Consider the following 24,129-nt stretch of genomic DNA (forward strand, 5'->3'; position numbering starts at 1 on the left):
GACAGGCAGCTTCGGGAGACTGCGGTCGCCGCTTGGCAGGCGTCGGCCTGGCGATTGTCGTGGTCAATCCGGCGCGGGTAGGCGAGGCTAGCAGGTATGTTGAAGAGCCTAGAGAACTATGGTAGAAATTGCCAGAAAGGTAGATTTTTGGAGCTTCTCGTGTCCCTGAACATCAAAAATCCAGCCACCGTTGCTCTCGCCGATGAACTCGCACGCCGCCAGGGTATCAGTAAGACAGCAGCCATTCATCAGGCCCTTAGCGAGCGCTTGCACCGCTTGGGCTTTGGAGAGACCGCTCAGGAGCGTCTGCTGGCAGAATTGCGCGCCATCCGAGAAAGAGTGGCACGATTGCCTGAACTGGATAGTCGCAGCGACGAGGAGATCATCGGGTATGACGAGCATGGAATCCCTAACTGATGGTGATCGATACCTCAGCTGTTGTAGCGATCCTTCGGAGCGAGCCTGAGGCAGCAAGGCTGGAACGAGCGCTGGTCTCCGACCCAATCCGTCTGATCCCGGCAACCTGCGTGCTCGAGGTACGCATGGTGCTGGTCAGCAGGCGCGGCGAACACGCGTTGGCTGAGATCGATCTTTGGCTGCGCAAAATCGAGGCCGACATCATTCCTGTCGACTCCGAATTGGTTGATCTTGCGACCCAGGGTTGGCTGACCTACGGCAAGGGCCACCACCCGGCGGCGCTGAATTTTGCCGATTGCCTCTCCTATGCTTTGGCAAAGCGTGCAGACGAACCGCTGCTTTTCATCGGCACAGACTTCTGCCAAACGGATATCGAACCGGCATGAGCACGAGATTGTAAGATGATCGGCTGTCTCCAGCTTGAACCTGTAATAGCACCCAATTAGTTTCGGCTCTGTCGGCTGGGCCTGCATCAAGGGGCGTCATGCCAACTTGGTCCAAAAGCAGAGCAAGCTGGCGTCTTTCGTCCTTCCGATCTGGCGCTGCTGGGCCGCGTCTTGGATGGATTGGAAGTTGAGGGCCAATCCAGCCGGCCAACTTGTAACTCAGACATTCACGGCCGCGACGCTGGCTGCACGAATAAATGATGGGCCTCGTCGAAAACAGCCCTGGGGAGGGCCCGAAGCTCGCTTGCTTCGTAGGTGAGATGCTCGAGATACTGCGTCGTCAGCCGGATAACCACTTGCGCTTGGGCCAAGTCACGACCGCGCTTGACTGGCTCGCGATCAGCTCGTTTTGAGACCCAGAATTGTGAGCAGCAAAAATACGCGGATCGGGAACCACGAGCCCTAACGGTCCGCCTTTTCCATCGATGGCGATTGCTTCGAAAGCAGGGGCGTTTTCCAATTATGCCAGACCAGATCAGCAGTGTGTGGGACCGCGAACCTGTTTTGAGAGGTACTTGAACTCACCTTCGGGCAATTGGCCGCGCAGGTGTTTGGACGACACGCGCGCGGCATCATGGCCCACCAGATTCGGATTCGCGGCCAAGAGGACGACGTCGGCATAACTGTGCCTGAGATTCTGCTCGAGATCGCCGGCGGAACGCAGCCTCAGATGGTCTTTGAAAACGTGCTCTACGGATCGAGCCATGCAACATCTCCATTTGCGGCACCGAAGAGACATTCAGCCGGAGGGTTCTGGCGGTGCCGAAAGGATGCGAGTGCGGTTGTTCCTCTGCTATGAGACAGGGGCGCGGAGGCCCGGAGAGGTGGACATGCCGCATCGACCGACGGATAATTCTCGGGACTCGCCGGTTTGAAAGGCGTACTCTGCTTTGATCGGTGATAAACATTAAGGGCATCGCCGGCTGTGAGCGAGCATCGTGCTTCCGCCCCAATTCGGGAGGGAGCCATGAGCAGCCCCAACACCTCCAAAATTGGCGTCGCAAACTCAGAAGACCGCGATCGGGCGCCACAGCCAATTCCTAGCCCAGAGCCTGTATACAGAAACGAACTGCTGCGGCGCATGTCTCCGGCCGACCTTCAATTGCTCAGGCCTCACCTTCACAGTAGCTTTCTGCCATTGAGGACGCAGCTCGAAACCGCAAACGCCGCTATCGAGGCCGTCTACTTCTTTGAGACGGGGATCGGCTCGATGGTGGCGAAACTCCGGCCGGAGGTCGACGCCGAAGTTATAGTCATTGGTTTCGAGGGCATGACCGGCTCGGCGCTGATCATGGGCGGCGATCGATCGCCGCACGACTGCTACATTCAAGCGAATGCCGAGGTTGCCAGCATGGACGCCGAGCCATTCACAAAGGCGCTTTCCGACAGCCCGACGCTGCGGCTTTTTCTGCTGCGGTACGTGCACTACGCGTGGATCCAGGCAAGCTATACCGCCCTCGCCAATGCGCGTTTGAAACTGGAAGAACGGCTGGCAAGATGGCTGGTCATGTGCAACGACCGCATAGAAGGCGACCGGCTGCCGATTACCCATGAATTCCTGTCGGTCATGTTGGGTGTACGACGGCCGGGCGTCACCCTGGCACTTCAAATGCTGGAAGGCCGCGGTCTGATCAGGTCAAATCGTGGCGAGGTCATCGTCCGTGATCGAATTGGTCTCATCACCTTGGCAAACAGCTCATATGGCCAGCCGGAGGCGGAATATGCGCGCCTGATCGGCGAGCAGGCATCTCCATGATCCGCGCCAATATCGAAGTCCGCCGATGGGATGAGACAAACTACCTAAAGCGGCAGGCCATCGCTAATGCTGGGCGGGGGGTCTCGATTCGCGAAGGGCAACCCCTGCTGGTTGCGACCGTTGAGTGAGGGACGCCGAGTCTCTCCCTTCCCGCAAAGAATTGATATGTTGAGACCGGAGGCTCTGTCAGCGCCGTTGGCGACCAGAGCAGGATATGGCTGCCAGTCCGGCGCGGGAACCACCATCCAGCCGCAGTCGACGTGTTGTCCGGGTCCCGGCCAGCGTCGACGTTACTCCGACCGATCCCACACACTGACCAGGTCGGTGACTGTGGCGGAACAAATCATGATCGTTTCTCATTGTGCTGATCAATCAAGGGAGATTGACCATGGGCGACCGGCACAACCCAAAAATCGAGGCATCGGCAAATGTCGGAAAAGACCCGGAAGATTGGGTCAGCGGAGATGACCCAATGACTCCCGCACAAGCCTCATATCTGAAAACTCTGGCCGAACAGGCCGACGACCCTGAGGCCTATGCCGACGGCCTTAGCAAGGCGGAAGCTTCTAAACGCATTGGTGCACTCCGGGAAAAGTTAGGCCTGTAGCGTCCGCCCGTGGCTTTTCGTCTCTAGCAAAGGACAGCCGATCGGATGGATTGGGACAGTTTTGGTGCAGGTGACCCGCAATGAATCTTCTGAATTCAGTGCATTGTGGCTCGACCGGCGATCGAGACGACAAACGGCGGATGGGAGCGGCTCATAGGGTACAACAGCCCGGCATTCGCCCTAAACCCACCGAGACCTCGCACCCGCCGATCCAATCCTACTGTCGAAACAGATCAGGCCCTTCCGACGAGGGCGATGGTCACCAAAGACACAAACAGGACAAGGGCGATTGCAGCGCCCCAGAAGAAAACTTTTTCGGTGCCGCGTTGCTCTTCCTCGCGAGATATGTCTTTCGCCATTGTATGCATCCTTTGCGAAGGCCAGCGACTGAGCAACGTGCTGTGCCAAGGCTGGGTTCCCGATAAACTACTTGCCCGCTTCGCACTGTGAGACAGTTCTCGGAATGAAACTCCAACCGTCGGTTGGTGGACGCATCGCAGCTGGTGCATCTAAAGTTCGCGTGGTCCGCGCGCACCGGGCATGTCCGACCCCCCGCTCGGTGCAACAGCGTTTGATCGACCCGCCGCATCAACCTGTGCGGCGGGCTTTTTTCCTCACGCGATGGAACACCGGCGCGCAGGAAAAGTTCTGCCCACGCAGCAAACTCTTTCCCTCATATTTTTGCTGCCAGATCGGATATCTCCGATCGGCCCGCGTCGTTCTTATCCTCCGGCGACGCGGGCTCGCCGTCCTGCTATCGGTCGAGGAACCACAGAACAACCGAAAGCACGATGCGTCAGGACCCGGTGCCAATCGGAGCACAAACGTGAAGTTCTCACGCGGATCCTGGTCAACCGTAGCGGCATATGTAAGGCGGGAGCGTCTTCACCGATCGCCTCATCGGCTTCCTCTTGCAGGTCTAACTATACGTTCTGATGTTCTTGGACCCAAATGAGCTGCACCGCGTTGTTTGCGCGCATGCTGTGCTTCGCAATCTGATGGAAAAATCCGACGCCCCTGCTGCACCGCAGACGGCTCCTGGTGCCGAAGCGCGCTTTCCGTACGATCGTGCGGCGGTTGAGCGGTTTCGACAGACATTCCCGCGCGCCAGGTGGAGTGACGAGCGCAGAACCTGGTTCGTGCCAGGAAAGACTGCAGAGCGGCGGATCCAGCGCTGGCTTGTGCAAGAGGCGGATTTGCGAGCAGCACATGATGACAGCAAGGGACGGGATGCCTTCGCCTTCGATCCCCTGTCGAGCCGGTATCTGGAAGTCGCGGACGACCTGCGCATCCGCACGCCTTATTCGCGGACGGTTCTTGAGGAACTACGAGCCGTTCCATGGGCGAGCTGGGACGACGAACTGCGGGCCTGGAGGGTGCCTTTCCGCTCATACGAGGAGTTGAAGCGCCATTGGCCAAGCATCGAAAGGGCCGCAGGCCGCGCAGAACCGGAGGAGAGGAAACGGCGACGAGAAGCGTCCAAAGACTCCGAGGAACATAAAGCCGCCAGATTGCGGTATGCCGAACGCAGGCGACGTCGCTACCCACTGCCCCCGGACGATTTACCCCGGCTTGGCCGTGCCGTGGCAACGGAGCAATACGGTATCGTGGTCTTCACCGAGATTTCGGGTGAACTCGTCGACGCCTCGCAGATAGCAGCGTTCTATCCGCATTTGATCGAGGCGAACGTCGACCACGTCTGGGGCCGATGGCGTCCGGCGACGTTGGCTGAATTGATTAGAACATGGCCCGCTCGGCGTGCTGCCGGATTACCGGAACGGCAGCGAGGCTGGTGGCAACCAACGCTGGCCGAACTCAGGATAGCTCGCCAAATAGCTCGAAGCCTGGCGCGAAGAAGGGCACAAGGCTTATGGCATTGTTCTAGCTTTTGAAGCTGGGGCCGTTTTCCACCGTCTGTCCGATTGCCCTAGTGTTGAGATGTTACCCCGATCGGAGCCTTCCATGTGCAACGATTGCGAACAACATATGGCTTGGCTGAACATTGCTCGATGATGACGTCGCTGGCCTTGAAGCTCCCATGCATGAAACCGAACTTGACGTGGGCGTAGGCGCACGACACCAGCATCGATGATCCGGCTCCAATAACCCGCGTGGCAGTAAAGCCATCGACCGGCTTCTATGACGTTTGGAACGCACCGGCCGGACCTAGACTAACGGTGGGTGGGTGGTCAACTTGCCTTCCGAGGGAGCTTGGGAGCAGCACACGATTCCTGCTTCCGGCGTGGCGTTCCTCGAATTTGCCAGAACGATGTACCTGAACGCGAAAGATTCATGTCCGCTTCACGCTCAGCGTTTATGCCATCGCCGGACTGCGATGAAGTCCGCCGCTCCGCTACCGTGTGGCGGGCGCGCCAAGGTCATCCTGAACGTCAAACCGTTTCTGCAGAATTTTGACGCTCAAGGCCGATCCGAGGCCAACTGGGAGTGCATACCAGCTTGGAATTGTGCGGAACCGTACGAAGTCGATTGCAAGCAACCAACCTGGTTGGCCGGGCATTAATTTAGCAAAGCGTGAATTAGGAAGGCATCGGGAGGAAGACCATGCTGCACGTTAACATGCCTCGCGAATTTGAGGTCGGCGATGAGGTGGCGCTGGCAGGTATCGTGATCGCGATTCTCCCCAGTGGGCGCGCCAGGGTGAGCATTCCTTCGTATGACCATCCTTATACGATTGATCCGCCACCGAAAGTCCGGGCCGGCGACAGAGTGGTTCTTGTTGGGGACGTCACCCGCGTCCATCGCGGGGTGAACAAACTCACTGTGCGGATTGACTGCGGCGGGGTGATCACTGTCGACAATTCGGCGATTACTCGGCTGAGAAAGCGCAACCGGACTTCAGCGGGTTGACGCTCCGGATACACTGCCAGCGTCGGCGCAGGGAAGATGCAAGCGCCTTTGAACAGCCCAAGGGTGCGGCGCCGTCCGATAGATGGGAGCTCGACGGCTAGGGCACGCGTCCAGCGCAGCGCGTCCCTGGCGTCTTCCGGGTTACTGGTGAAGCAAGTCAGATTCGGGCCATCGCAAGCGCGCTTCACCTGCCGTCCGCTCTCGGCAACAGGCGGCCCGCCCGTCCAAGACGCGTAGCATGTGCCTTCGCGTGAAGGCACGCGGGCATCGCGATCGATCGTAACCTTTCTCTGCAACGAGCGCCTGTTCGCCGATCAGCAATTTCAATCGCGATAGGCTCCGGTTGGTGCGCATTATGGAGATCACATGATTGTCCCGGCCGCGATGCCGGCAAAGGCCTGCTTCGGAGCGTCGCGAGGCAACTGGGCGACATGTTGCGGTGGAGCAAGCCCCCTGGGTTAAGAACCCGGCCACTGACGGCCATGCCGGTCAGTGGCGGCCACGACCGCACCGACAACGCCCGCAACGGCAATCAAGTCGTCGCTGAAAGCCCGCAAGGTGTCTGTCACGACATAGCGTGCCGGCGAAGCTCCGCCCTGGCGACCGGGATTCGTTGTAGGCCGACCGGACGGCAACGCCGGCCAGATGAGCGAGAACTCGGTGTTGGTCTCGATCAGGGTTGACGTTCGTCGACGACCGTCGGTAATTGCCGACTACGAGTCGAGGTCGTAGGGCTCGTGGCCCAGCTCGTTGTGATGAAGCGCCTCTGCCATACACCTGATATCGAACGCCTGGCCGCACGCCGGGCAGACGACATAATACTCCTCCTCCCGAAGTGGCGAAGCGTCGTGGTCTTGGGGAAGGACGATATCATCGTCGGCCATTGGGTCCTCCGGCAACCCGCCCGCTATGCTGGAACGCTTGCCGGCAGGATTTGTTTCAAAGTTATTGCGCCTAAGGAAAGGGTCCGATGTCCGGTTTTGACAGCGATGCCGTCCCACCGGGCTGTTCAAAGTGATTATCATCTGCAACCTTTGGTTACGGCACGGGCAAGAAACTTTTCCTCCGGCGGCAAGGCTCGATTCAACCAGCATGCGCGGTCGAAAGACCTCCAATTCGGCAACGCACACTGCTGGCCGAGATCGACTGTGGAGACGAATGCCGAGGGGGTGGAAGCGGTTGAGTGGCCCCGTCCGTTGTGATTCGTTTGAGTTGTCTAGACTTGAACGGGATCACGACATGGGTTGGACGGAGACCGCCCGCCGGCGATATTGCCGCGCGGGGCAGCGAGATGCAAACGCGTTGACGGACAGGGAATGGGCGTTGATCGAGCCGTTCCTGTCGGGAACGAAGACAACGGGACGACCGCGGACGACAGAACTTCGGGCGGTCGTGGACGCGCTTCTCTACATCGCCTGGACCGGCTGCCAATGGCGGGCATTGCCCGACCGGTTCCCGCCGGTTTCGACGGTTCAACGCTAGTTCTATGCCTGGCGGGACAACGGGCTGTGGAGACCATCAACTTGCACTTGGTGGCTGCGGCACGCCTGCGCTGGTCGCGAGGCGAGCCCGAGCGCCGGTGTCATCGACAGCCAATCGGCAAAGACCACGGACGTTGCCGGTTTGCGCGGTAACGACGCCGGCAAGAAGGTCAAAGACTGCAAGGGCCATATCATTACCGACAGCGAGGGACACTTGGTCGGGCTGAGGGTGCACGCAGCCGACTTCCAGGACAGGGATGGGGCAGTCGGCGTCATCGCCTCCATTCGACGGCCTTATCCCTGGTTGCGCCATCTGTTCGCCGACGCCGGCTATGCCGGAGAAAAACTGTCGCAGGCTCTGGCCAATCTCGGCACATGGACCATCGAAATCATCAAGCGCTCCGACGCAGCCAAGGGCTTTGAGATGCTGCCACGACGATGGGTCCTCGAGCGAACCTTCGCCTGGCTGGGACGTTGTCGCCGGCTCGCCAAAGACTTCGAGGCGACCATCGCCAGCGCCGAGGCGTGGATCTTCATCGCCTCGATCGGCCTCATGCTTCGCCGCATGGCAGCTCCGCGTCGTGCGTAACCGAGTTTCGAGTCAGGCTCTTAGAGCTTGTTCTCTGGCTCGACGGCGCAGAAACGACCGAGGATTACTTCCAGACCAGAATTGATCGTTCGGCGCATATGAGCACAAGCCAATACTCCCGGTTGCTCGATGAAAGGTTAAAGCGATCGGTGTTCGGCTCAAGGATTACTGCACGCATTCGCTTGGTGGACCAATGCTTCGATCATTTACAAGGCAACCCGGCAAGTGCAGGAACTTTCAATTATTCGCCGGTTCAAGTACGCTTCCGATTGCCATGTCGAACGCGCGGCCAAGGAGGAGGAAGGCATGCATCGGATCGCCACTCTTGCGACTTTCAGCATAGGGCTTGCCTTTTTTGCAACCATATCAGCGTCACAATCCCAAGCTGCACCTTGCGGTATCGTGCACAAGCAAGCCCGCCAGCCGCTGAGTGATCAAAATTTCTGGTTGCTCGCTGAACATGACGGCAAAGCTTTCGTCGACCAACGCACTTGCCTTGTTGCCCGGCTAGACAGGCTTGATCAACCCGCAACGCTGAGCGATGCGATGGGGTACTGCGCCACGCTCGGGCAAGGCGGGCCGCACGGCGACATGGGCTGGGAGCTTCCGACGATGGCGGAACTGACGAGCCTCGATTCGGCAGACTGGCCAAGTCAGCGCGAGGCGTTCGCGCAATACAAGCTGCCGCCGCTCGCACGTAGCGAAACCGAATACTGGACCCGCACTGAATGGCCGGGCCTGGCAGGGTCCTTTGCGGTCGTTGCCTTCAGTGCCCCCACCACTCTGGTGCGTCCGCTTGAAGCGTCCAAGAAGGCAGGCGTATGGTGCGTTTTTGGGGCGCCCGCCACAGGCTTGGACTAGCTGCCTGGCAGCCCGCGCAGATTGGTTGAGGTTAGGGCCCAAGGCCAGATCGTGACCTCCCGCATTCGAACCGTGGGCGCCGAACGATGCTTGGACGGGGCCAAGAGAGCGGAAAAGACAACTCTTTACGATGCGTTAACTGCATCAACACTTAGGCACGCATTTCCGTAACGGAATGCAAAAAGCCACGTGTATCGACAGACAAACCGTTCTATCTTACTTTAGCAGTGCATTTTAAAGCGAAGCTGAATTTGAATTGGCCACGCCTTCGGCGGCCAATTTCCGCTGTAGCGAACAAATACCAAAAGTAGCCTGCTAGCATATTGCCAGTAAAGAGCAATGAGGCCGCCGTTTCGACGGTGGGGGAGGCTTTTGTGCATTTTCCTTTGGTCGTTATGTTGAAGAGGTACATCTTCAATCGAGCGATCATCGTCGCGGCGTTTCTTGTGCACGGCGAAGGAATTGACCCCGCTGCAGCCCAGCAAATCTGCGGCCCCGCGCTATCGCAGTGCGACCTGCAGACCGACCCCGCATGCCTTGAACGCACCTATGCGTGCGGTGAATACGATACCGTTATCCAGTCGCTCTTCGTCGAGCGGTTCGAACCGACGCCCGACCAGAAATACTTCGTCGGCGCCTCATTCTACGGCCGCCACATTCGCGAACGTGCCGCCGGCGTGCAGTGCGAGATGGTGAAGTTCGCGCGCGAATACCTGACCGACTATCTGTCCGGCGTCGAGACCGAGTTCACCACCAGCGGCTCCTTCGGCACGGTGCGACAGATGGATCAAATCTATCATGCCGCGCAGATGCTGACCGACCTCGGCAGCGTAACCGGTTGCCCGGAATCGGCACTCACACGCGCCGCCGTCGAGGACATCGCCCGCAGTGAGGCCGTACGCTATGCGCGCTCGGTGTTCCTGCAGCCGCCGCCGGAAGCCCGTTCCTCGTTCGAAACGCTGCAAGGCGCGCTGAGTGGCTTCGTCAGTCGGGCGTCAGACCTCGAAACGGGCATCGCGCTGCGCCGCGTCGAGATTAAGTCGGCCGACACGCACTTGAAGGCGATCCGCGCCATTTTCGCGGAGATCTTCGGACCGGTGAGCGGTGCGGGCGCGACGCTGGTCGCCAACACCTCAATCCTCGACGGGTTGGCAGCGAAGACGACGCAGATGCTGCGCTCCGTCGAAGTTTCGGAGGAAGAGTTCAAGCGGGCGCTCGGCAACGTAACGCCTGAGCAATACGCCAATCTTAATCGCAAGACCGTCGCTAGCGCTGAGGACTTTCTCAAAGTCTCCGCCTTCCACATCAATATGATCGGGGTGCTGCTCCCGACAGATCCGGCAAAGCCCTTCTGGCGACTGGATGCCGAGGTTCATGCCGACAACGCGGCACAGGGCGCATTCAATGATCTCACCAAGATTAAGGCGGACTGGAAGGCGCACGGCGCTGCGACCGGCATCTGCGCCCAGGCAGGCGCAGCCGACAGGGTGTGGTACTGCCGATGACAAGCTTCCGAGACATCGCGTTATCCGTCATCGTCAGTTGCGTGTTGGCCAGCGAAGCCGGCGGCGCATCGATTCTGGAGCGCGCTTACACATCGGAAAAACTTGACGGCTTCTGGAACGCCACGCTCTCGAACGCGACGCCCGAAACGACCCGGTTCAGCTTGCTCGCCCCCGGCCCCGTCGCCGTCGAACCGAGTCACGAGGCGACGCAGCCCAATTTCGGCCTGCCCTTCGCCGGCGAGGTGATCGGCGAGGCATCTGCCCCCTCGGGCGGCAGCCGCAGCGTCGGCTTTCCGGTCATCCCGCTTTCGGCCGACGACGCCTCGGTGCTGATGCGCCGCCTCGCCTGGGCGGAGATCTATCTCAGCCGCTACCGCTTCTTCGCCCCGGTCTCGACCGATAACGCTGAAGAACTCGCCGCCCTCGTCGGGCGACAATACGCAGCCGCGATCGAGGCTTACCTGATCACCGGGCGGCTTTACTTTTCCGGGGCCGACTTGCAGGAGAAATGCCGGCATCTGACGCGTATGAACGAGATCGATGCTGGACCTTTGTCGGGCGCAAGCGCGGATGCGCTGCCTGCTGCCTGGCGCCCGCTATTCCCGATCGTTGGGGCGGTGCGTGCACGGCTCGGCTCGGACGCGCTGGCAAAGCTGGTCTGTTCGGCCAAGCCAGTGCGTGGGCGGGCCGAGACGACCGGCCTCATCGAGACGCGGGTGCGCGAACAGATCGTCAAGGCGGTCAGGACGAAGGTCGACGACACGCTCAACCTGATGAACGCCGCTTCGACCCAATATCAGTCGCTGGTCAACGAGATGGACGTGACGATCAAGTCGGCCGAGGTGATGGAGTTGGAGCGAGTACTCGGCAACGCTCAGGCCAACATGGTGCTTGTCAAGGAGGACCAGCTGAAAGCAGCCGAGACGATCGCCACGCTGCAGGCCGTCGATCTCTCCAGCCTCAACCAGCCGGATTCGCTGAAGGAGTTCGAGGACGGTAAGGCAAGGATGGCACAGATCGTCGGACAAATCGAAGGGGTGATGACGGCTCTGTCCGGCCTCGCGCATGTCGTCGACGATCCGACGATCACGTCAGAGCTTTCTTCCTGCGCAGGACTGGCCGGCGCGTATTCGACGCTCGACCTCACGCTGGACACCGGCGCGCTGACTGCGAAGATCAATGGGCCCTACGAAGACTGCATCAATCATGCCCGGGCGGTGGTCGGGCGGTTCCAGAATCCTTCGCTTTCCAAGGCGCAGATGGCCGAACTTGCCCGGCACGTGCGCCAGATTTCCGAGGTTCTTCTGACGACGGGGCAGCCATGAGACGGTTTTTCCTGCTTTGCGGACTGGTTGCCGGCGTCGTCTTCGGCGCTGCGGGAATGGCGCGCGCGCAGGACTGCATGGCGCTCGACGTCGACGCGGCGGCCAGCCATGCCGGCGAGCTGACGACCCTGCTGAAGATCGCTAATTTCCGCGCCGACGTAAAATATATGGGTGAAGTCGCCACCGAACTCGAACAGTTCCTGACGACCTGCGGCGACGAGGCGACCGGACGGCTGGCGATCGTGTGCGATTTCGACTGCCATCTGCAACTCGGGCGCTACCGCCTGTTCCTCGCGGCCGACATGCCCTTCCTGTCGTCGGCGAGCGGTGTCAGCCGAAACGATACGCCGGTTTCGCCGCAGGCGGCGCAGGAATTCGGCCGGCAAGGCATCGAGATCGTCGACAGGGGTCTTCGCATTCTCGCGCGGCAACAAGGCAACGACCAGGGAGCCGCGGCGGGAGCGGATGCGAGTTACCGCAGCTTCGTGCGGCAGTTGACGGCGCTGTCCTCGCTGAAGATCCAGTTGCTTATGAACACCGGCGACGTCTGGTACCAGACCCTCTCGGAGGCGCGCGTCAAGGCGCTCGACTTCCTGGTCTACGATACGTTGGGCGCTGTCGGAGGCGCCGGCCTCGACAGCCAACCCAACCTCTCCAAGGCCTACACCAATTACGAGGCCGCAATGTGGGTGCTGGTCGAGACGCAGATGGATATTCCGGGCGAGTCCACCTACGACGACTTGCGCGCCGACCTGCTGCTGCAGCACAGCGACCTCGATGCCCGCATGGACAGCGTGCACAAGGGTTTCCTGTTCCTCAACATCGACCCCATGCAGTTCACCACGATCCCGTTCGAAGAACTGCAGCAGGCCCTGGCCGAAAGCGAACAGCGACTGACCGAGGTCGAGCGCAATGTCGAGGCGCTGGTTGAGCGGTGGTACGCGAACAAGGAAGGCCAAGCGACCCGCGCGATCGATGAGGAGCGGACGATCCGCAGCCAGGAAGTCAACCTGATCGCCCACAAAATCGGCAAGCTGGAGCACGAGGCGCAGACCTTCGCCACCACCGTCCAGCAAGAGATCAACGCGGTCGACGCCGAGAAGGACACGTTCGGCTATCGCCAGCAGATCAGGTCGCTGGAGATCGAGCTCGGCACCAAGATCGCCGAGTTCGAGAACCAGCGCCGTCAGATCAATGACAGGCAGGAACTCGATCTCATCGTCCTCTCCAAGGAGGCCGAAGTCGAGCGGCGCAACGAACTGCGCTGGCTGCTGAATTGGGAAATGACTCAGATGAACCTCGATCTGCAGATTTCCTCGCTCGAGAGCCAGATCACCGAATATGCCCGCCAGACCGAGCGCAACGCCAACCAGCTCGAACAGGCGGTTCGCCAGCGGCAGATCCTCCAAACCCAGATCACCAACAACCAGGGTGCGATCGCCCGCGCCAACGACGCAATCACCGAACTGCAACTGCGCCAGACCGATCTCTATCAGCGCCGCCGGGCCGTCGACCGCGAACAGCTTTGCGGCATCGAGAACCAGCTCGCCCTGATCGGAGAGGCGCCGGCCCATCCATTCACCCCGCTGCTTGCGGGCGAACAGCCGTGCCAGACAGTGACGCCGGCCTTCACGCGCAACCAGTATGTCGCCCAGATGTGCGGCCCTGATGGACAGTCGGGCCTCAGGGCTCAGCTCTTGGCCACACAGACCCAGGCCAGGGCTTTCCTGATGAAGTGCGTCATCGGTGACGCCGATTTCGCCGACGTCGAGCCGCTGATGTCCGACCAGCAGATGATCACGTCGAACGTCTCGCTGCCGCAGGAACTGGCGAACGTCAGTTGCGGCTCGTTCACACAGACGGAAACCGACTTCGCCAAGAAGCTCTATGAAGCCGAGCGTGACGCCTATGCCAAGAAAAAGGCGGACCTTGAGGAAGCCCGCGACCAGGTCGACGGCCAGTTGACCGAAGTGATCGCCTGGTTCGCTGCGTTCAACGGCACGACGCAGGCCGCGCAGATCACGCTCACCGCCATCCAGGCCGCCTACGCGATCTCCGCGGCGATACCCGAGGTCAACGTCTGCGCCTGCGGGCTCGCCAGCGGCGCGGCGACCAAGATCGACACCTCCAAGGTCGTCAAGGCGTCGCTCGAAGCGGCACAGTCGATCTTGTCGACGATCATCGCGACCGGGCGGGTGACGCAGGAGAACATCAACCAGATCAACGGCCTGCAGCAGCGGATCACGCAGCTGCGCCAAGCGAATGAGGAACTCGACCTCGACAAGGCGCTCAAGGCCCGGGCGCTGATCGACACGCATTTCCAACTCGCCGGCCGGCTGGCGCAAGGGGCCGAAGAGATCAAGGAGCTGACACTGCAGGGCTCGATGGCGGCGGTCGACTGCCAGAGCCAGGATCTCGGCATCGACGAACAGGTGGCGCGGCTCACGTCCGACCATGAACGAATACTTGCCGGACTCGATCTTCAGGCGCGCGAAAACGACATGCTCAGTTTCCAGATCACCGACCAGCAGCGCACGATCGACCGGCTGACCAATGAGATCGCGATCCTCAATCTCGAACTCGACAAGCTGTCCTTGTCGGAAGCTCAGCTCAACGAGGACAATGCACGTGTTGCCGAACTGGTCGCGGCAACCAACGGCCGCATCGAGCGCGTTCGCGCTGCGCAGACGACCGTTACCGGCCTCGCCGAGAAATCAAATGCCTCGACCAACCTGATCAACGAACTACGCGACAGGCAGAGGGACAAGATGCTGGCACTGAACGATGCCGAACTCGCCTTCGTCGAGCAGCGCATCACGCAGTCGCGCGGCAACACCGAGGAACTCGTCGCGGGCCTGAACCAGGCCAAGGATCTCGGTCTCAAGAGCCGCGCGCTCCAGGACAGCATCCTGAAGTTCCAGGGCAATATTCAGGCGGAGGTGACAAAGCAGCAAGAAGACATGACCAAGCTCGTTACCCAAATCGACGATCCGGCGACGGGCAAGAATCTGTTCATCGCGACCCAGGACACCGTAGCCGACCTGATGAAGGGCATTCCCGAATATCTGGTGACCAAGCGGCGCGTGCTTGAGACCGCCAACCGACTGATGCACCTGATGCGCCGGCGCTTTGAAGTGGTGCAGGCCTTCACCGGCGACGCCGCGACTGTGCCCGAGGTCTATGTGCGCAACGCAACCCAGCTGCAGGCAATGATCGACGACATTGTCGCCAAGCGCTTTTTCGACGAGCGGCAGATCAATATCGATGTCGCCCAGATCGTAGTGCCCGCCAATTCCGGTTTCGCCCGCAAGCTGGCGCTCGACGAGAATGTCGAGTTCGAGGTTTCGCCCTTCGCATCGACCGACGGGCTGATGAAAGCGAACGGCTATTTCGCGCTATGGGCGCCCAACAAATTCCGCGACCGCAAGAATCTGACACTGATCGATGTCTTCGTCGGCACCGACTACCAGTGCACTGGCGCGCAGTGGAACCGCTTCGCCTTGCAACACCGCGGCAGCGGCTTCGTGTTCAAGCCGCTGACCAAGGGGTCGAACGAGGTCCGCGCCGACATTTCGGTCGGGCCGGAGCGGGTCGCCTTGCAGACCTTTTTCAACCAAGCCGACAGCGGCGACGAGATCAGCCGGATCATCCGCTATTGGGTTCAGGATCGCTACCAGGCGCGCAAGTTCCCCCGCGCACCCGGACCGTCGAACGACACCAGCCTGATCCTGCCCTATCTCGGCGCGCCGCTGATCGGCTCATACCGGCTGTCGCTGCAGCCGAGCGACTGCCCCTTCGACGGCGCTGTGTTCACCCTCTATTTCATCTTCGCGAGCGCGCCATGAGAGCGACCATCGCCACAGCGGCGCTCGGCATGGCGCTTGGCGCGACGGGAGCGGCCGCGCGCGACCTCTTCGTCGACAATCTTGCCGGCTATAGCATCGAATCGCGTGTTCTCGACGCTCCAAACTGCGAGGGGCCGGCCATTCCGGACGGCACGCTGAAAACCTTCGAGCAAGGCCTCTGCGTCTTCCACCGCCCGGCCCGCAGTCCCGAAGACAGCCAACGCGCCGCCAATCTAATGCGGGAGGCGCAGACACGCGGACTGCCGCCCGTCCACCAGCAGCTTGCCGGGCTGATTTCAGGTCTGGCGACCTGCGCCGAGGCGACGCGTCACCTCGACGCCTACCGCGCTTCGGGGAACCAGAGCCGGATGGAGCAGACGCTGTTCTGCCGCGACCGGCGGCACAGCCAGGCTGACTTGAATGCAATCGAATGGAACCATGCGCTGTTCGAGTATGCCGACGGGCTCGCTTCGAACCGGACGCTCGATCAGAGACTGGCGGAGATGAGCGCCTGCCAGGCCGGGCCATTGAGCGCCGATTTCGACGCCCAGTGCGGCCTGATCTCCAATCTGTCTGACACCGAGATAAATGCTTTCGCCGACGGAGCGGCCGGGAAGGTGATCGAAAACTACTTCGCCAGCGTCGAGAGCCCGATTACGGCGATGTTTTCCCGCAAGCTGAAGCGTGCCGAGGGTCTGGTGCAGAGTTCGCGCGCCGGCATCGACGGTATCAAGGCGGGCGCCGACGCGGTGAACAAGGAATACGCTGCGCTAAACCAGGTTTACGAGGCGGCGCGCGACACCAAGATGGGGCCGATCTACAACGCCTACCGCCAAGCGATCCTGAGGGCGACCTCGATCCTCGACGAGTTCGACCGCTGGAAAGGCGGCCTGTTCATAACCTCGGAAAACATCAACCTGATGCCGAAGATCACCGAACGGTCGGGCGAGATCGCGGGCGAGAAAACTCGCGTCGAAGGCCTAGCATTCGCAGCCAAGGCGAGCGGCCTGATCACCGACATCAAGCGAATCATCAATGCCGACGCCGAGAACCGCGCCGCAGTCGCCGCGCTTTGCCGCATCTACTTCTGCGAACTGACCAACCGCCGGGCAATGGCCGACGTCATCCGCACCTGCCGTCGGCCGGCGCTCGCCAACAATCCGCTGTGCATCGGCCAGAACGGGCAGATGAGCAATGGAACTCTCAAGGTCGATTTCCAGGGGCCGCACTCGATCTCGGTCAAGGAGCTGTGCCAGTCGGCCGGCCTCGATCCGTTGATGACCGAAGTCAATATGGAGCCCACCCGTGCGGCAAGCTGCCTGAGCGAACTGAGATGAGACAGGCGGCCGCATTGCTCACCCTGTTTCTCGCCAGCACTTCGGTGGCCCCCGCCGAGCCGCAGCTTGACGCTTTCGTCACCGATCAGAACAAGGACGTCTATGTCGCGCTTTTCGACGGCAAGGCGGTGGAGCTTGCCGGCTGCGCCAGCGCCGGCCAGGCGAAGCGGCTGCTGCACCTGCCTGACACCGCTATCGTCTCGGAGGCAACGTTCGCCAAGCTTCAGACCGAAAACGGCTTCGGCGCGCAGCCGCGCTTGCCATGCCCCGGCACGGCCTTCGATATCGACTGGCCGGCGACGACCGCCATCTGGGCCGATGTCGAGGCATCGGGCAACTACTATCTCCCCGCCGTCTCGGGCAGCGGTTATTTCGCCGTCCCCGCCGCCTGCGCGGAGATCAAGGCAGCGCTCGCCATCCGCGAGCGGTTGCAACTCCCTGGCGTACTGCAGGGCTTCGTCGCGCCGCCCGATGTCGGGACACCCTTCGTGTTCGATTGCGGGCGCGCCGATCTTGGCGGCACATCGAATGTAGCGGTGGCGAGTGCGGCGCGCTGGAGTCTGCACCGGTTTGAAACCTTCCTCAGCGCCGAAAGCATTGGCGACACGATCTATGTCGTGCGCTACGCGCCGCCGGGCGAAGGTGCGCAGCCCTCCTACCTGCCGATTGTGCGCCTTGACGGCAAGGCGACGCGCGACATCATTGCCGATGCAGCCGGAGCGGAAGCGGCGGAGAAGAAGCTGCGATCATTCTTCGGCATCGCTGAGGCCGAGGCCGTAACCCTGCTCGGCGCCGACGCGGTGGCGGCGCTTCGTTCGGCGCCCTTCGTCGACCTGTGTCTGTCGAATTGCGATGGCTATCAGCGCGAGCACTCGACCTTCGCGCAGCCGGGTATCGACCTCGGCCTGACGCCGCTGTCAGCCGGCCTGTCCATCACCTCGCTTGACTCCCTCGGCAATGCGCGGCTGGATTGGATCTTCGCGGAGGGGCGAAGCCTGTCATTTACGGGTTGCCCGCGTCTGACGTTGGCGCTCGGCCTCTCCGCCCCCGGCATTGGCGACTGGATGGGCGAGACGGATCGCGCGCTGACAGCCGCTCCGGCGCCGGGTACCGGGTTCGACTGTCGGGGTTCGGCCGGCGATACGTGCCTTCGCCGCATCAATGATGGCGGCACGCTGACGCTGGCGCAATTCTCTGCCGAGGGCGATTGCGCCGGGCGGGCGAATCTCAGGCTCGAACTGCCCGCATCGGTCCAGATGCCGCAGACGCTAATCCTGAAGGGATTGCCGTTCAAGACCGTGCACATGGCGCCGGCCCCCGGCGTTGCCCGCACGCGGCTCGTCGGCACCGCCAACCGAGTGCCTGCCGGCACGTCGTCATGCATCCTGTCAGCCACAGGCGTGATCATCGTCGCCGATGGATTGCCGCGGCTCGAACTCGAGCGGATCGATCTGGCGCGGGCAGCCGCTCAAACGACCGACGAGGTCGTCGCCGTGATCGCGCAGAATGGCGCGGTCGCGCTCGACGATGTGACTATCGGCACCGTGGCGGACGGACTGTCGCCGATCGCGCGGGGCGCGTCGCTGTGCCTGGCGGACCTTTATGCGCGCGGGCTCAGGGTCGAAGCAGACATGCTGGCGATCCAAGGCGTTCGGGCACGGCTGCTGATCTCGGCCCAAGCGCCTGCCCGCTCCAGCATTGTGCGCGCACGCTTCGGCGCGGTGCTCACCTCCGACAGCCTGATGCGGATGGCCTTCACCGACATCGCCGCCGCTAATCCGCTAGTTCTGCGCGGCGCGGTCGTGGCGGGTCGCTCGGACGGGCTCGCGCCCATGGCCGCTGGCCTTACGGTCGGCTCCGCCATCCAGCTCGAGCGCGGTTCGTCGGCGAATTTCACCACCTCGACGGTGTCCGGCTTCCGCTGCGCGGTCAGTTTCGCCGACAGCGCCTCCAGCGCCAGTTTCCTGCTGCCGGGCAACGACATTGCACACGACAATACCAGCCGGGCCTGCGGGCCAGGCCGCTTCAGCCTGGTCGAATAGAGCGGAAAGGAGAAACCAGATGACCCGCATAGCCCGATCGCTGCTCCTGCTGGCGCTGCTTGCGGTGATCGGCGCCGGTCGGGCCCGAGCCGAGGAACCGAAGCTCGTTCTGTTGGAGGACCCGACGCTGAACGCCACTCGCTTGCACTATCCCCTGCTCATCTCCGAAGGACGCGGCTACCGCATTCGCTGCAGTGTTCAGGCGGACGAGGAAGCAGTGATCCGCGGACTGGGCTTAGTAACCGTCCCGTCGCAAATGCTGAGCGCCGTCGACAATGCGGTCATCGCGGCCGACCCAGCCGCCAATCCGCTGTTGTGCCCATCCGACGAGCACTACCCGATCAAGGTCTTTGCGCATGATAGCGGCAGCGGGCTCGTCTACTACCTGCAGTTCCCGACCGATTTCGGGTCAACATCCTTTTCCGACCAAATCTACATTCCCGGCTGCGCGCCGTTGGTCGAAGGGTTAAAGCTCAAGCTCAATCAGGCGATCGAGGCCGACCCTACCCCTTTCTTTGCCGGAAAGGTCCATACCATCGCATGCCTGGCGGGCCCGCCGCTTGTCGGACGGCCGACGACCTTTGCCAGTTGGTGCATCAAGAACGACCTTGATCCTGCCCAGCAGACGACGGTCGAGGAGCTGCTCGAGCTGACACCCGGCGGTGCCTCCGCGTTGGGCAATCCGGCGGCGTGCGCAAGCGCGCAGGACTTTCTCGCGTCGAGCACGACGCTCGACCTTGCCGGGCGACGGCTGACAAATCTCGAGCCGCTGGCGACACTTACCCATCTGACGCGCCTGACCTTGTCCGGCAATGAAATAGCCGACACGCGCGATCTGGAAAAGCTGACCAAGCTTACCTTTCTCGATCTGTCGCGAAACAGGATCAGCAGCATCAACGTGACTGGCGTGATGAAGGATTTGGCCGACGCCGACCTCAGTTCCAACCAGATCGCCGACCTGCGGCCGCTCGCCTCGGCGCGGGCGCTGACGCGACTGGTTCTGGCCAGCAACAAGATCGCCGACGTGTCGCCGTTGCGGTTTCTGCAAGAGCTCACGGCGCTCGACCTGTCGAAAAACCGCGTCACGGATGCGCGCGCCTTGATGGGCCTTACCGAACTCACCTCTCTTAACCTGCGCGCGAACCGTCTGGCCACGGTGCAGTCCGTCAGCGCCATCCTGCCATTCAAGCCTTCGCTGGACGGCAATCCGGTCTGCATCAGTCGACCGGAGCAATCGACCGCGGCCACCGGGAAAATTTTCGAAGCCTGCATCACGGCGATCAAGGAGGGAGACGTGGTGCTGGCAAACATGCAGACCGGCAAATGCCTGGCAGTTTCCGAGGGGCGCCTCGACAACAACGCGCCGGCCGTACAGTTCAACTGCGACGGCGACCAGTGGCGCCGCTGGAAGCTGGTCGAGACGAATGACGGTTTTCAGTTACAGAACGTGCGGACCGGAAAATGCCTGACGATTGCCGGCGGTGTCAGCACCGACAACAACATCCCGGCCCTTCAATTCGACTGCGACCGAGATCCGTCGCGGCGCTGGAAGCTGACCGCAACCGGCGACGGCTTCCAGGCTGAAAACATGCAGACGAGCAAATGCCTGACCATTGCCGGCGGGGTGAGCACCGATGACAACGTCCCTGCCCTCCAATTCAACTGCGACCGCGATCCGTCGCGGTTCTGGAGCATCCGGGCGGCCGACCCGGAAGTGTTGCTGGTGAACCGGCAAACCGAAAGGTGCCTTTCGGTCGCGGAAGGACGAACCGACAACAATGCACCGACGGTGCAATTCGACTGCGACGGCAGTCAATGGCAGCGCTGGAGGCTGGTCGAGACGGGCGATGGCTTCCAGGTGGCCAACGTCCGGACAAGCAAGTGCCTGACGATTGCCGGCGGAGTCAGTACCGAAGACAACATCCCGGCCTTGCAGTTCAACTGTGACAGCGATCCTTCGCGTCGTTGGAACCTTGTCGAGACGCGCGACGGAGTTCAGGCGGAAAACGTCCAGACAGGCAAGTGCCTGATCATTGCCGGCGGGGTTAGCAACTTGAACAACATCCCAGCCCTTCAGTTCACTTGCGATCGCGAGCCGTCGAGCTTTTGGACCATCAAGACCGCGGACGAGATGTAGCGCTGCCATTGGTTCGGGCTGATTGAGCCGCATCGATCAGCCTGAGCCTCGAAAGGAGAAACCAGATGAACCGCATCGGCCAATCGCTGCTCCTTGTTCTGGTCATGCTCGTGGCCGCCGCCGCCGGCCCGGCCCGCGCGGACGAGCCGAAGGTTGTGCTGTTCGAGGATCCGGCGCTGGAGGCGAACCGGCTGCATTATCCGTTGCTTATCTCCGACGGGCGCGGCTACCGCATCCGCTGCAAGGACCAGGCGGACGAGGAAGCAGTGATCCGCGGACTTGGCTTCGCGACGGTTCCCTCGGAGGTGTTGACCGCCGTCGACAGCGCGATCGTCGCCGCGGATCCGGCCGCCAATCCGCTGCTGTGCCCCTCGGGCGAGACATACCCAATAAAGGTGTTCGCGTACGATAATGGCAGCGGCCTCATCTACTACTTGCAATTTCCCTCAGACTTCGGCGCGACGACATTTTCCGACCGGCTCTACATTCCATCCTGCGCACCGCTGGTCACCGAGTTGAAGCTCAATCTCGACCAGGCGCTGAACGCCGACCCCACGCCGTTCTTCGCCGGCAAGATCCACACCATCACGTGCCTCTCGGGCGCGCCGCTGGTCAACAAGCCGACCACCTTCGCGAAATGGTGCATCAAGGGCGACCGCACGCCGGCTGAAACGGCGAGCGTGATGGCGGTGCTCGATTCAACGCCCGGCGGAGTCTCCGCGCTCGGCAACCCGGCCGCCTGCGCCACCGCACAGACCTTCCTGGAATCGATCACGACGCTGAACCTGAGCGGCAAGGGCGTGCAATCACTCGAGCCGATTGCGGTGCTGACGAACCTCACCAGCCTGTCGATCGCCGGCAACAACTCGATCGCCGAACTCGGGCCGCTGGCCAAGCTCAAGACACTGACCTTTCTTGATATTTCCGGCAATCACGTCAGCAACATCAACGCCCTGGCGCCACTGATCGCGCTGACGCGGGCCGACGTCTCCGACAACGACATCACCGACATCCGCGCGCTGTCGGCGCTGGCGTTGCTGACGAACCTCACACTCGACGACAACAAGATCGCCAGCCTTGAGCCGCTGCAATTCCTGCAGGCGCTCTCGATCCTGTCCATCGCCAACAATGGCCTCACGGGCGACATGCTCGATCCGCTCAGCGCGCTCGGCGGCCTGACCAGTCTCAACCTCGCCAACAACAAGATCGAAACCTTCGCCAATCTCGGCAGCTTCCCCTCGACGCTGGCCATCAATCTCAGCGGCAATCCAATCGTGGCGAATGGCGGGCAGAGCTTCGTTGACCTGTGCGTGCTGCACCGCGACGCGGCGACCCCGCTTGGGCAAACCATACGAGCCATGGTCGAACTGGAGGGTGGCGGGACGTGCTTGGTGGTCGGCAACAAGCTGCTGGCGACCACCGCACTCGATTTGTCGTCGAAGATCGTCAGCGATCTGCGTCCGCTCGCCACCTTACCGCAACTCACCTCGCTCAACCTGTCCAACAATGCCATCACGGACGTCTCGCCGCTTGCCGGCCTGACCAATCTCGGCACACTCAACCTGTCGAAGAATTCGATCGCCAATGTCAGACCGCTGGCAGCGCTGTCGGGCCTGATCAGTCTCGATCTTTCCGACAATCCCGTGCAGGCGAGCGACTTCCTGTCGGCATGCCTGATGCGGAACCAGACCGACTTTCTAACGCCCGCGCAAACCGCGGAAGTGAACGCGCTGCTATCGATCTCGGGCAAGACTGTTTGCGGCAGAGCCTATGACGATCTCAGTTCGCGCCAGTTCGCCGATGCGAAGAACCGCGGGTTGACCAGCGTCTCGCTCTTCCCGGTGATGGGAAATCTGACCTCCATCGACCTGTCCGACAACCAGTTGTCCGACGTCTCGGCGCTGTCGGCGGTACCGGGGCTGACGAAGCTTTGGATCCGCAACAACCAGATCCCCTCGATCCAGGGCATCCTCCAGCTGCGCCGCCTCGAACAACTGAACATCGACGGCAATCCCCTGTCGAACCTGATCGGCATCGGAATGCTCAACAAGCTGACAAAGCTCTATTTCTCGAACACACACGTACAATCCGTGACGCCGTTGGCAGACCTGCCGCTGCTCGAGGATGCCGGCATGCGCAATCTGCCACTGCAATACGCCAGCTTCGCTGAATACTGCATCGTCTACCGGTTCGATTCTATTGCGCTCGGCGACGCCCGCGGCTTCATGGCGGCGCTCGACAGCCGCATGCAGGCCGACCACGTCGACAGCGCAGATTGCAGTGCAGCGCAGAACTGGGCGCAGTCACTGACCAGCCTGACTCTGAACAAGAAGTCGATCATCGCCGTCAACCCCGTGGTCCATTTCCGGGCGCTGGGCGAACTTAACCTCTTCGACAATGTGATCACCGACGCGTCGCCGATCGCTTCGCTGACAGGACTTCAGAAACTGAACCTCGCCACCAACCGGCTATCCGCGATCCCGCGCTTCGGATCGAGCGGGCTCAAATACATCTACCTGAACGACAACCAGATCACCAATGTCGGCAATCTATCGAACATGCCGGCGTTGTCGGATATCGATCTGCGCAACAACCGGGTCTTCGATGCGCTGCCCCTTGGCTCGCTTCCGGCGCTGTCAGTCGTCGATCTGAGAGGCAATCGGATCGAGAACTTCGCTAGCGTCCATCCGGTGATCGGAAAGACCTATCTGGGCAACAATCCGGTCTGCTCCTTCCCGCAGCCGCTCCTCCCTCAAGTCGCCGAAGCCTGCAACCGCGAGCCGTGGCGCATCTTCGATGGAAACATTCACTTGCACGACGCGATCGCCGTCCAGCCCTCGGTCATCTGTCCGCGCCCGAACTGCTTACAGCTCATCATCGTGGGTCCGCAAATTCATCAGTAGTGCCTGCATC

18 protein-coding genes and 1 pseudogene are annotated in these 24,129 nt (G+C 61.5%); 15 read left to right on the forward strand and 4 right to left on the reverse strand.

Annotation, left to right across the window (positions count from 1 at the left end):
* Window positions 1-159 precede the first annotated feature (159 nt).
* Together NKH67_RS19975 and NKH67_RS19980 are read left to right on the forward strand one after the other, a co-directional pair.
* Window positions 160-417 (forward strand): type II toxin-antitoxin system VapB family antitoxin, encoded by a 258-nt coding sequence (locus tag NKH67_RS19975; protein WP_031195575.1) that lies wholly within the window; start codon window positions 160-162, stop codon window positions 415-417.
* A complete protein-coding gene (locus NKH67_RS19980; protein ID WP_353031695.1) occupies window positions 417-803 on the forward strand; it encodes a type II toxin-antitoxin system VapC family toxin in 387 nt (128 codons plus the stop codon). Before NKH67_RS19975 ends, NKH67_RS19980 begins: the two co-directional genes overlap by 1 nt.
* A gap of 227 nt (window positions 804-1,030) precedes the next feature.
* On the opposite strand, the gene NKH67_RS19985 is transcribed toward NKH67_RS19980, so the two are convergent.
* Both NKH67_RS19985 and NKH67_RS19990 read right to left on the reverse strand, forming a co-directional pair.
* Window positions 1,031-1,345, reverse strand: a complete 315-nt coding sequence (locus tag NKH67_RS19985; RefSeq protein ID WP_353031745.1) for a GSU2403 family nucleotidyltransferase fold protein — start codon at window positions 1,343-1,345, stop codon at window positions 1,031-1,033.
* A complete protein-coding gene (locus NKH67_RS19990) occupies window positions 1,339-1,569 on the reverse strand; it encodes a hypothetical protein (protein WP_352502878.1) in 231 nt (76 codons plus the stop codon). The genes NKH67_RS19985 and NKH67_RS19990 overlap by 7 nt, the downstream gene beginning before the upstream one ends.
* A gap of 375 nt (window positions 1,570-1,944) precedes the next feature.
* On the opposite strand from NKH67_RS19990, the gene NKH67_RS19995 reads away from it, so the two are divergent.
* Both NKH67_RS19995 and NKH67_RS20000 read left to right on the forward strand, forming a co-directional pair.
* Window positions 1,945-2,619 carry a Crp/Fnr family transcriptional regulator gene (locus NKH67_RS19995; RefSeq protein WP_353031746.1) on the forward strand — a complete coding sequence of 225 codons (675 nt, stop codon included), beginning with the start codon at window positions 1,945-1,947 and terminating at the stop codon, window positions 2,617-2,619.
* 388 nt (window positions 2,620-3,007) lie between these two features.
* The gene (locus NKH67_RS20000) at window positions 3,008-3,226 is read left to right on the forward strand and encodes a DUF3072 domain-containing protein (protein ID WP_352502879.1); all 219 of its coding nucleotides are present in this window, start codon (window positions 3,008-3,010) and stop codon (window positions 3,224-3,226) included.
* Window positions 3,227-3,459: 233 nt separating this feature from the next.
* Here the strand turns inward: NKH67_RS20000 and NKH67_RS20005 are convergent, their stop codons facing one another.
* Window positions 3,460-3,585 carry a hypothetical protein gene (locus NKH67_RS20005; protein WP_352612592.1) on the reverse strand — a complete coding sequence of 42 codons (126 nt, stop codon included), beginning with the start codon at window positions 3,583-3,585 and terminating at the stop codon, window positions 3,460-3,462.
* A 639-nt stretch (window positions 3,586-4,224) separates the two neighbouring features.
* Between NKH67_RS20005 and NKH67_RS20010 the strand changes: the two genes are divergently transcribed.
* Together NKH67_RS20010 and NKH67_RS20015 are read left to right on the forward strand one after the other, a co-directional pair.
* Window positions 4,225-5,118 carry a hypothetical protein gene (locus NKH67_RS20010; RefSeq protein ID WP_353031697.1) on the forward strand — a complete coding sequence of 298 codons (894 nt, stop codon included), beginning with the start codon at window positions 4,225-4,227 and terminating at the stop codon, window positions 5,116-5,118.
* 670 nt (window positions 5,119-5,788) lie between these two features.
* Window positions 5,789-6,094 carry a hypothetical protein gene (locus tag NKH67_RS20015; RefSeq protein ID WP_353031699.1) on the forward strand — a complete coding sequence of 102 codons (306 nt, stop codon included), beginning with the start codon at window positions 5,789-5,791 and terminating at the stop codon, window positions 6,092-6,094.
* Window positions 6,095-6,807: 713 nt separating this feature from the next.
* Here NKH67_RS20015 and NKH67_RS20020 read toward each other — a convergent pair.
* The gene (locus NKH67_RS20020) at window positions 6,808-6,978 is read right to left on the reverse strand and encodes a hypothetical protein (RefSeq protein ID WP_353031701.1); all 171 of its coding nucleotides are present in this window, start codon (window positions 6,976-6,978) and stop codon (window positions 6,808-6,810) included.
* Between the two features lie 355 nt (window positions 6,979-7,333).
* Between NKH67_RS20020 and NKH67_RS20025 the strand changes: the two are divergent.
* The 9 genes and pseudogenes from NKH67_RS20025 (at window position 7,334) to NKH67_RS20065 (ending at window position 24,119) form a co-directional block, all read left to right on the forward strand.
* Window positions 7,334-8,164 (forward strand): annotated as a pseudogene (locus NKH67_RS20025) (IS5 family transposase).
* Between the two features lie 225 nt (window positions 8,165-8,389).
* On the forward strand, window positions 8,390-9,025 hold the full coding sequence (locus NKH67_RS20030; protein ID WP_352771857.1) for an Lcl C-terminal domain-containing protein: 636 nt from the start codon (window positions 8,390-8,392) through the stop codon (window positions 9,023-9,025).
* Window positions 9,026-9,399: 374 nt separating this feature from the next.
* Window positions 9,400-10,530: a hypothetical protein gene (locus NKH67_RS20035; protein ID WP_352502898.1), complete on the forward strand. Its 1,131-nt coding sequence runs from the start codon at window positions 9,400-9,402 to the stop codon at window positions 10,528-10,530.
* Window positions 10,527-11,855, forward strand: coding sequence for a hypothetical protein (locus NKH67_RS20040; RefSeq protein ID WP_352502899.1), 1,329 nt, complete (start codon window positions 10,527-10,529; stop codon window positions 11,853-11,855). Before NKH67_RS20035 ends, NKH67_RS20040 begins: the two co-directional genes overlap by 4 nt.
* Window positions 11,852-15,700, forward strand: coding sequence for a coiled-coil domain-containing protein (locus tag NKH67_RS20045; RefSeq protein ID WP_353031703.1), 3,849 nt, complete (start codon window positions 11,852-11,854; stop codon window positions 15,698-15,700). The genes NKH67_RS20040 and NKH67_RS20045 overlap by 4 nt, the downstream gene beginning before the upstream one ends.
* On the forward strand, window positions 15,697-17,037 hold the full coding sequence (locus NKH67_RS20050; protein ID WP_353031705.1) for a hypothetical protein: 1,341 nt from the start codon (window positions 15,697-15,699) through the stop codon (window positions 17,035-17,037). The genes NKH67_RS20045 and NKH67_RS20050 overlap by 4 nt, the downstream gene beginning before the upstream one ends.
* Window positions 17,034-19,079: a hypothetical protein gene (locus tag NKH67_RS20055; protein ID WP_352612577.1), complete on the forward strand. Its 2,046-nt coding sequence runs from the start codon at window positions 17,034-17,036 to the stop codon at window positions 19,077-19,079. Before NKH67_RS20050 ends, NKH67_RS20055 begins: the two co-directional genes overlap by 4 nt.
* A 19-nt stretch (window positions 19,080-19,098) precedes the next feature.
* Entirely contained in the window at window positions 19,099-21,216 is a 2,118-nt protein-coding gene (locus tag NKH67_RS20060; RefSeq protein ID WP_353031707.1) for an RICIN domain-containing protein, read from the forward strand.
* A 65-nt stretch (window positions 21,217-21,281) separates the two neighbouring features.
* The gene (locus tag NKH67_RS20065; protein WP_352470515.1) at window positions 21,282-24,119 is read left to right on the forward strand and encodes a leucine-rich repeat domain-containing protein; all 2,838 of its coding nucleotides are present in this window, start codon (window positions 21,282-21,284) and stop codon (window positions 24,117-24,119) included.
* Window positions 24,120-24,129 lie beyond the last annotated feature (10 nt).

Origin of the sequence: Mesorhizobium sp. M0968, assembly GCF_040319065.1 — a bacterium.
Classification (GTDB): domain Bacteria; phylum Pseudomonadota; class Alphaproteobacteria; order Rhizobiales; family Rhizobiaceae; genus Mesorhizobium.

What these genes read in the sequence shown, in the direction of transcription:
- NKH67_RS19990 (WP_352502878.1), bottom strand. Translation starts at nt 1,569, where the DNA reads ATGGCTCGATCCGTAGAGCACGTTTTCAAAGACCATCTGAGGCTGCGT.
- NKH67_RS20040 (WP_352502899.1), top strand. Translation starts at nt 10,527, where the DNA reads ATGACAAGCTTCCGAGACATCGCGTTATCCGTCATCGTCAGTTGCGTG.
- NKH67_RS19980 (WP_353031695.1), top strand. Translation starts at nt 417, where the DNA reads ATGGTGATCGATACCTCAGCTGTTGTAGCGATCCTTCGGAGCGAGCCT.
- NKH67_RS20020 (WP_353031701.1), bottom strand. Translation starts at nt 6,978, where the DNA reads ATGGCCGACGATGATATCGTCCTTCCCCAAGACCACGACGCTTCGCCA.
- NKH67_RS20060 (WP_353031707.1), top strand. Translation starts at nt 19,099, where the DNA reads ATGACCCGCATAGCCCGATCGCTGCTCCTGCTGGCGCTGCTTGCGGTG.
- NKH67_RS20065 (WP_352470515.1), top strand. Translation starts at nt 21,282, where the DNA reads ATGAACCGCATCGGCCAATCGCTGCTCCTTGTTCTGGTCATGCTCGTG.
- NKH67_RS20045 (WP_353031703.1), top strand. Translation starts at nt 11,852, where the DNA reads ATGAGACGGTTTTTCCTGCTTTGCGGACTGGTTGCCGGCGTCGTCTTC.
- NKH67_RS20005 (WP_352612592.1), bottom strand. Translation starts at nt 3,585, where the DNA reads ATGGCGAAAGACATATCTCGCGAGGAAGAGCAACGCGGCACCGAAAAA.
- NKH67_RS20000 (WP_352502879.1), top strand. Translation starts at nt 3,008, where the DNA reads ATGGGCGACCGGCACAACCCAAAAATCGAGGCATCGGCAAATGTCGGA.
- NKH67_RS19995 (WP_353031746.1), top strand. Translation starts at nt 1,945, where the DNA reads ATGTCTCCGGCCGACCTTCAATTGCTCAGGCCTCACCTTCACAGTAGC.
- NKH67_RS20015 (WP_353031699.1), top strand. Translation starts at nt 5,789, where the DNA reads ATGCTGCACGTTAACATGCCTCGCGAATTTGAGGTCGGCGATGAGGTG.
- NKH67_RS20050 (WP_353031705.1), top strand. Translation starts at nt 15,697, where the DNA reads ATGAGAGCGACCATCGCCACAGCGGCGCTCGGCATGGCGCTTGGCGCG.
- NKH67_RS20010 (WP_353031697.1), top strand. Translation starts at nt 4,225, where the DNA reads ATGGAAAAATCCGACGCCCCTGCTGCACCGCAGACGGCTCCTGGTGCC.
- NKH67_RS20055 (WP_352612577.1), top strand. Translation starts at nt 17,034, where the DNA reads ATGAGACAGGCGGCCGCATTGCTCACCCTGTTTCTCGCCAGCACTTCG.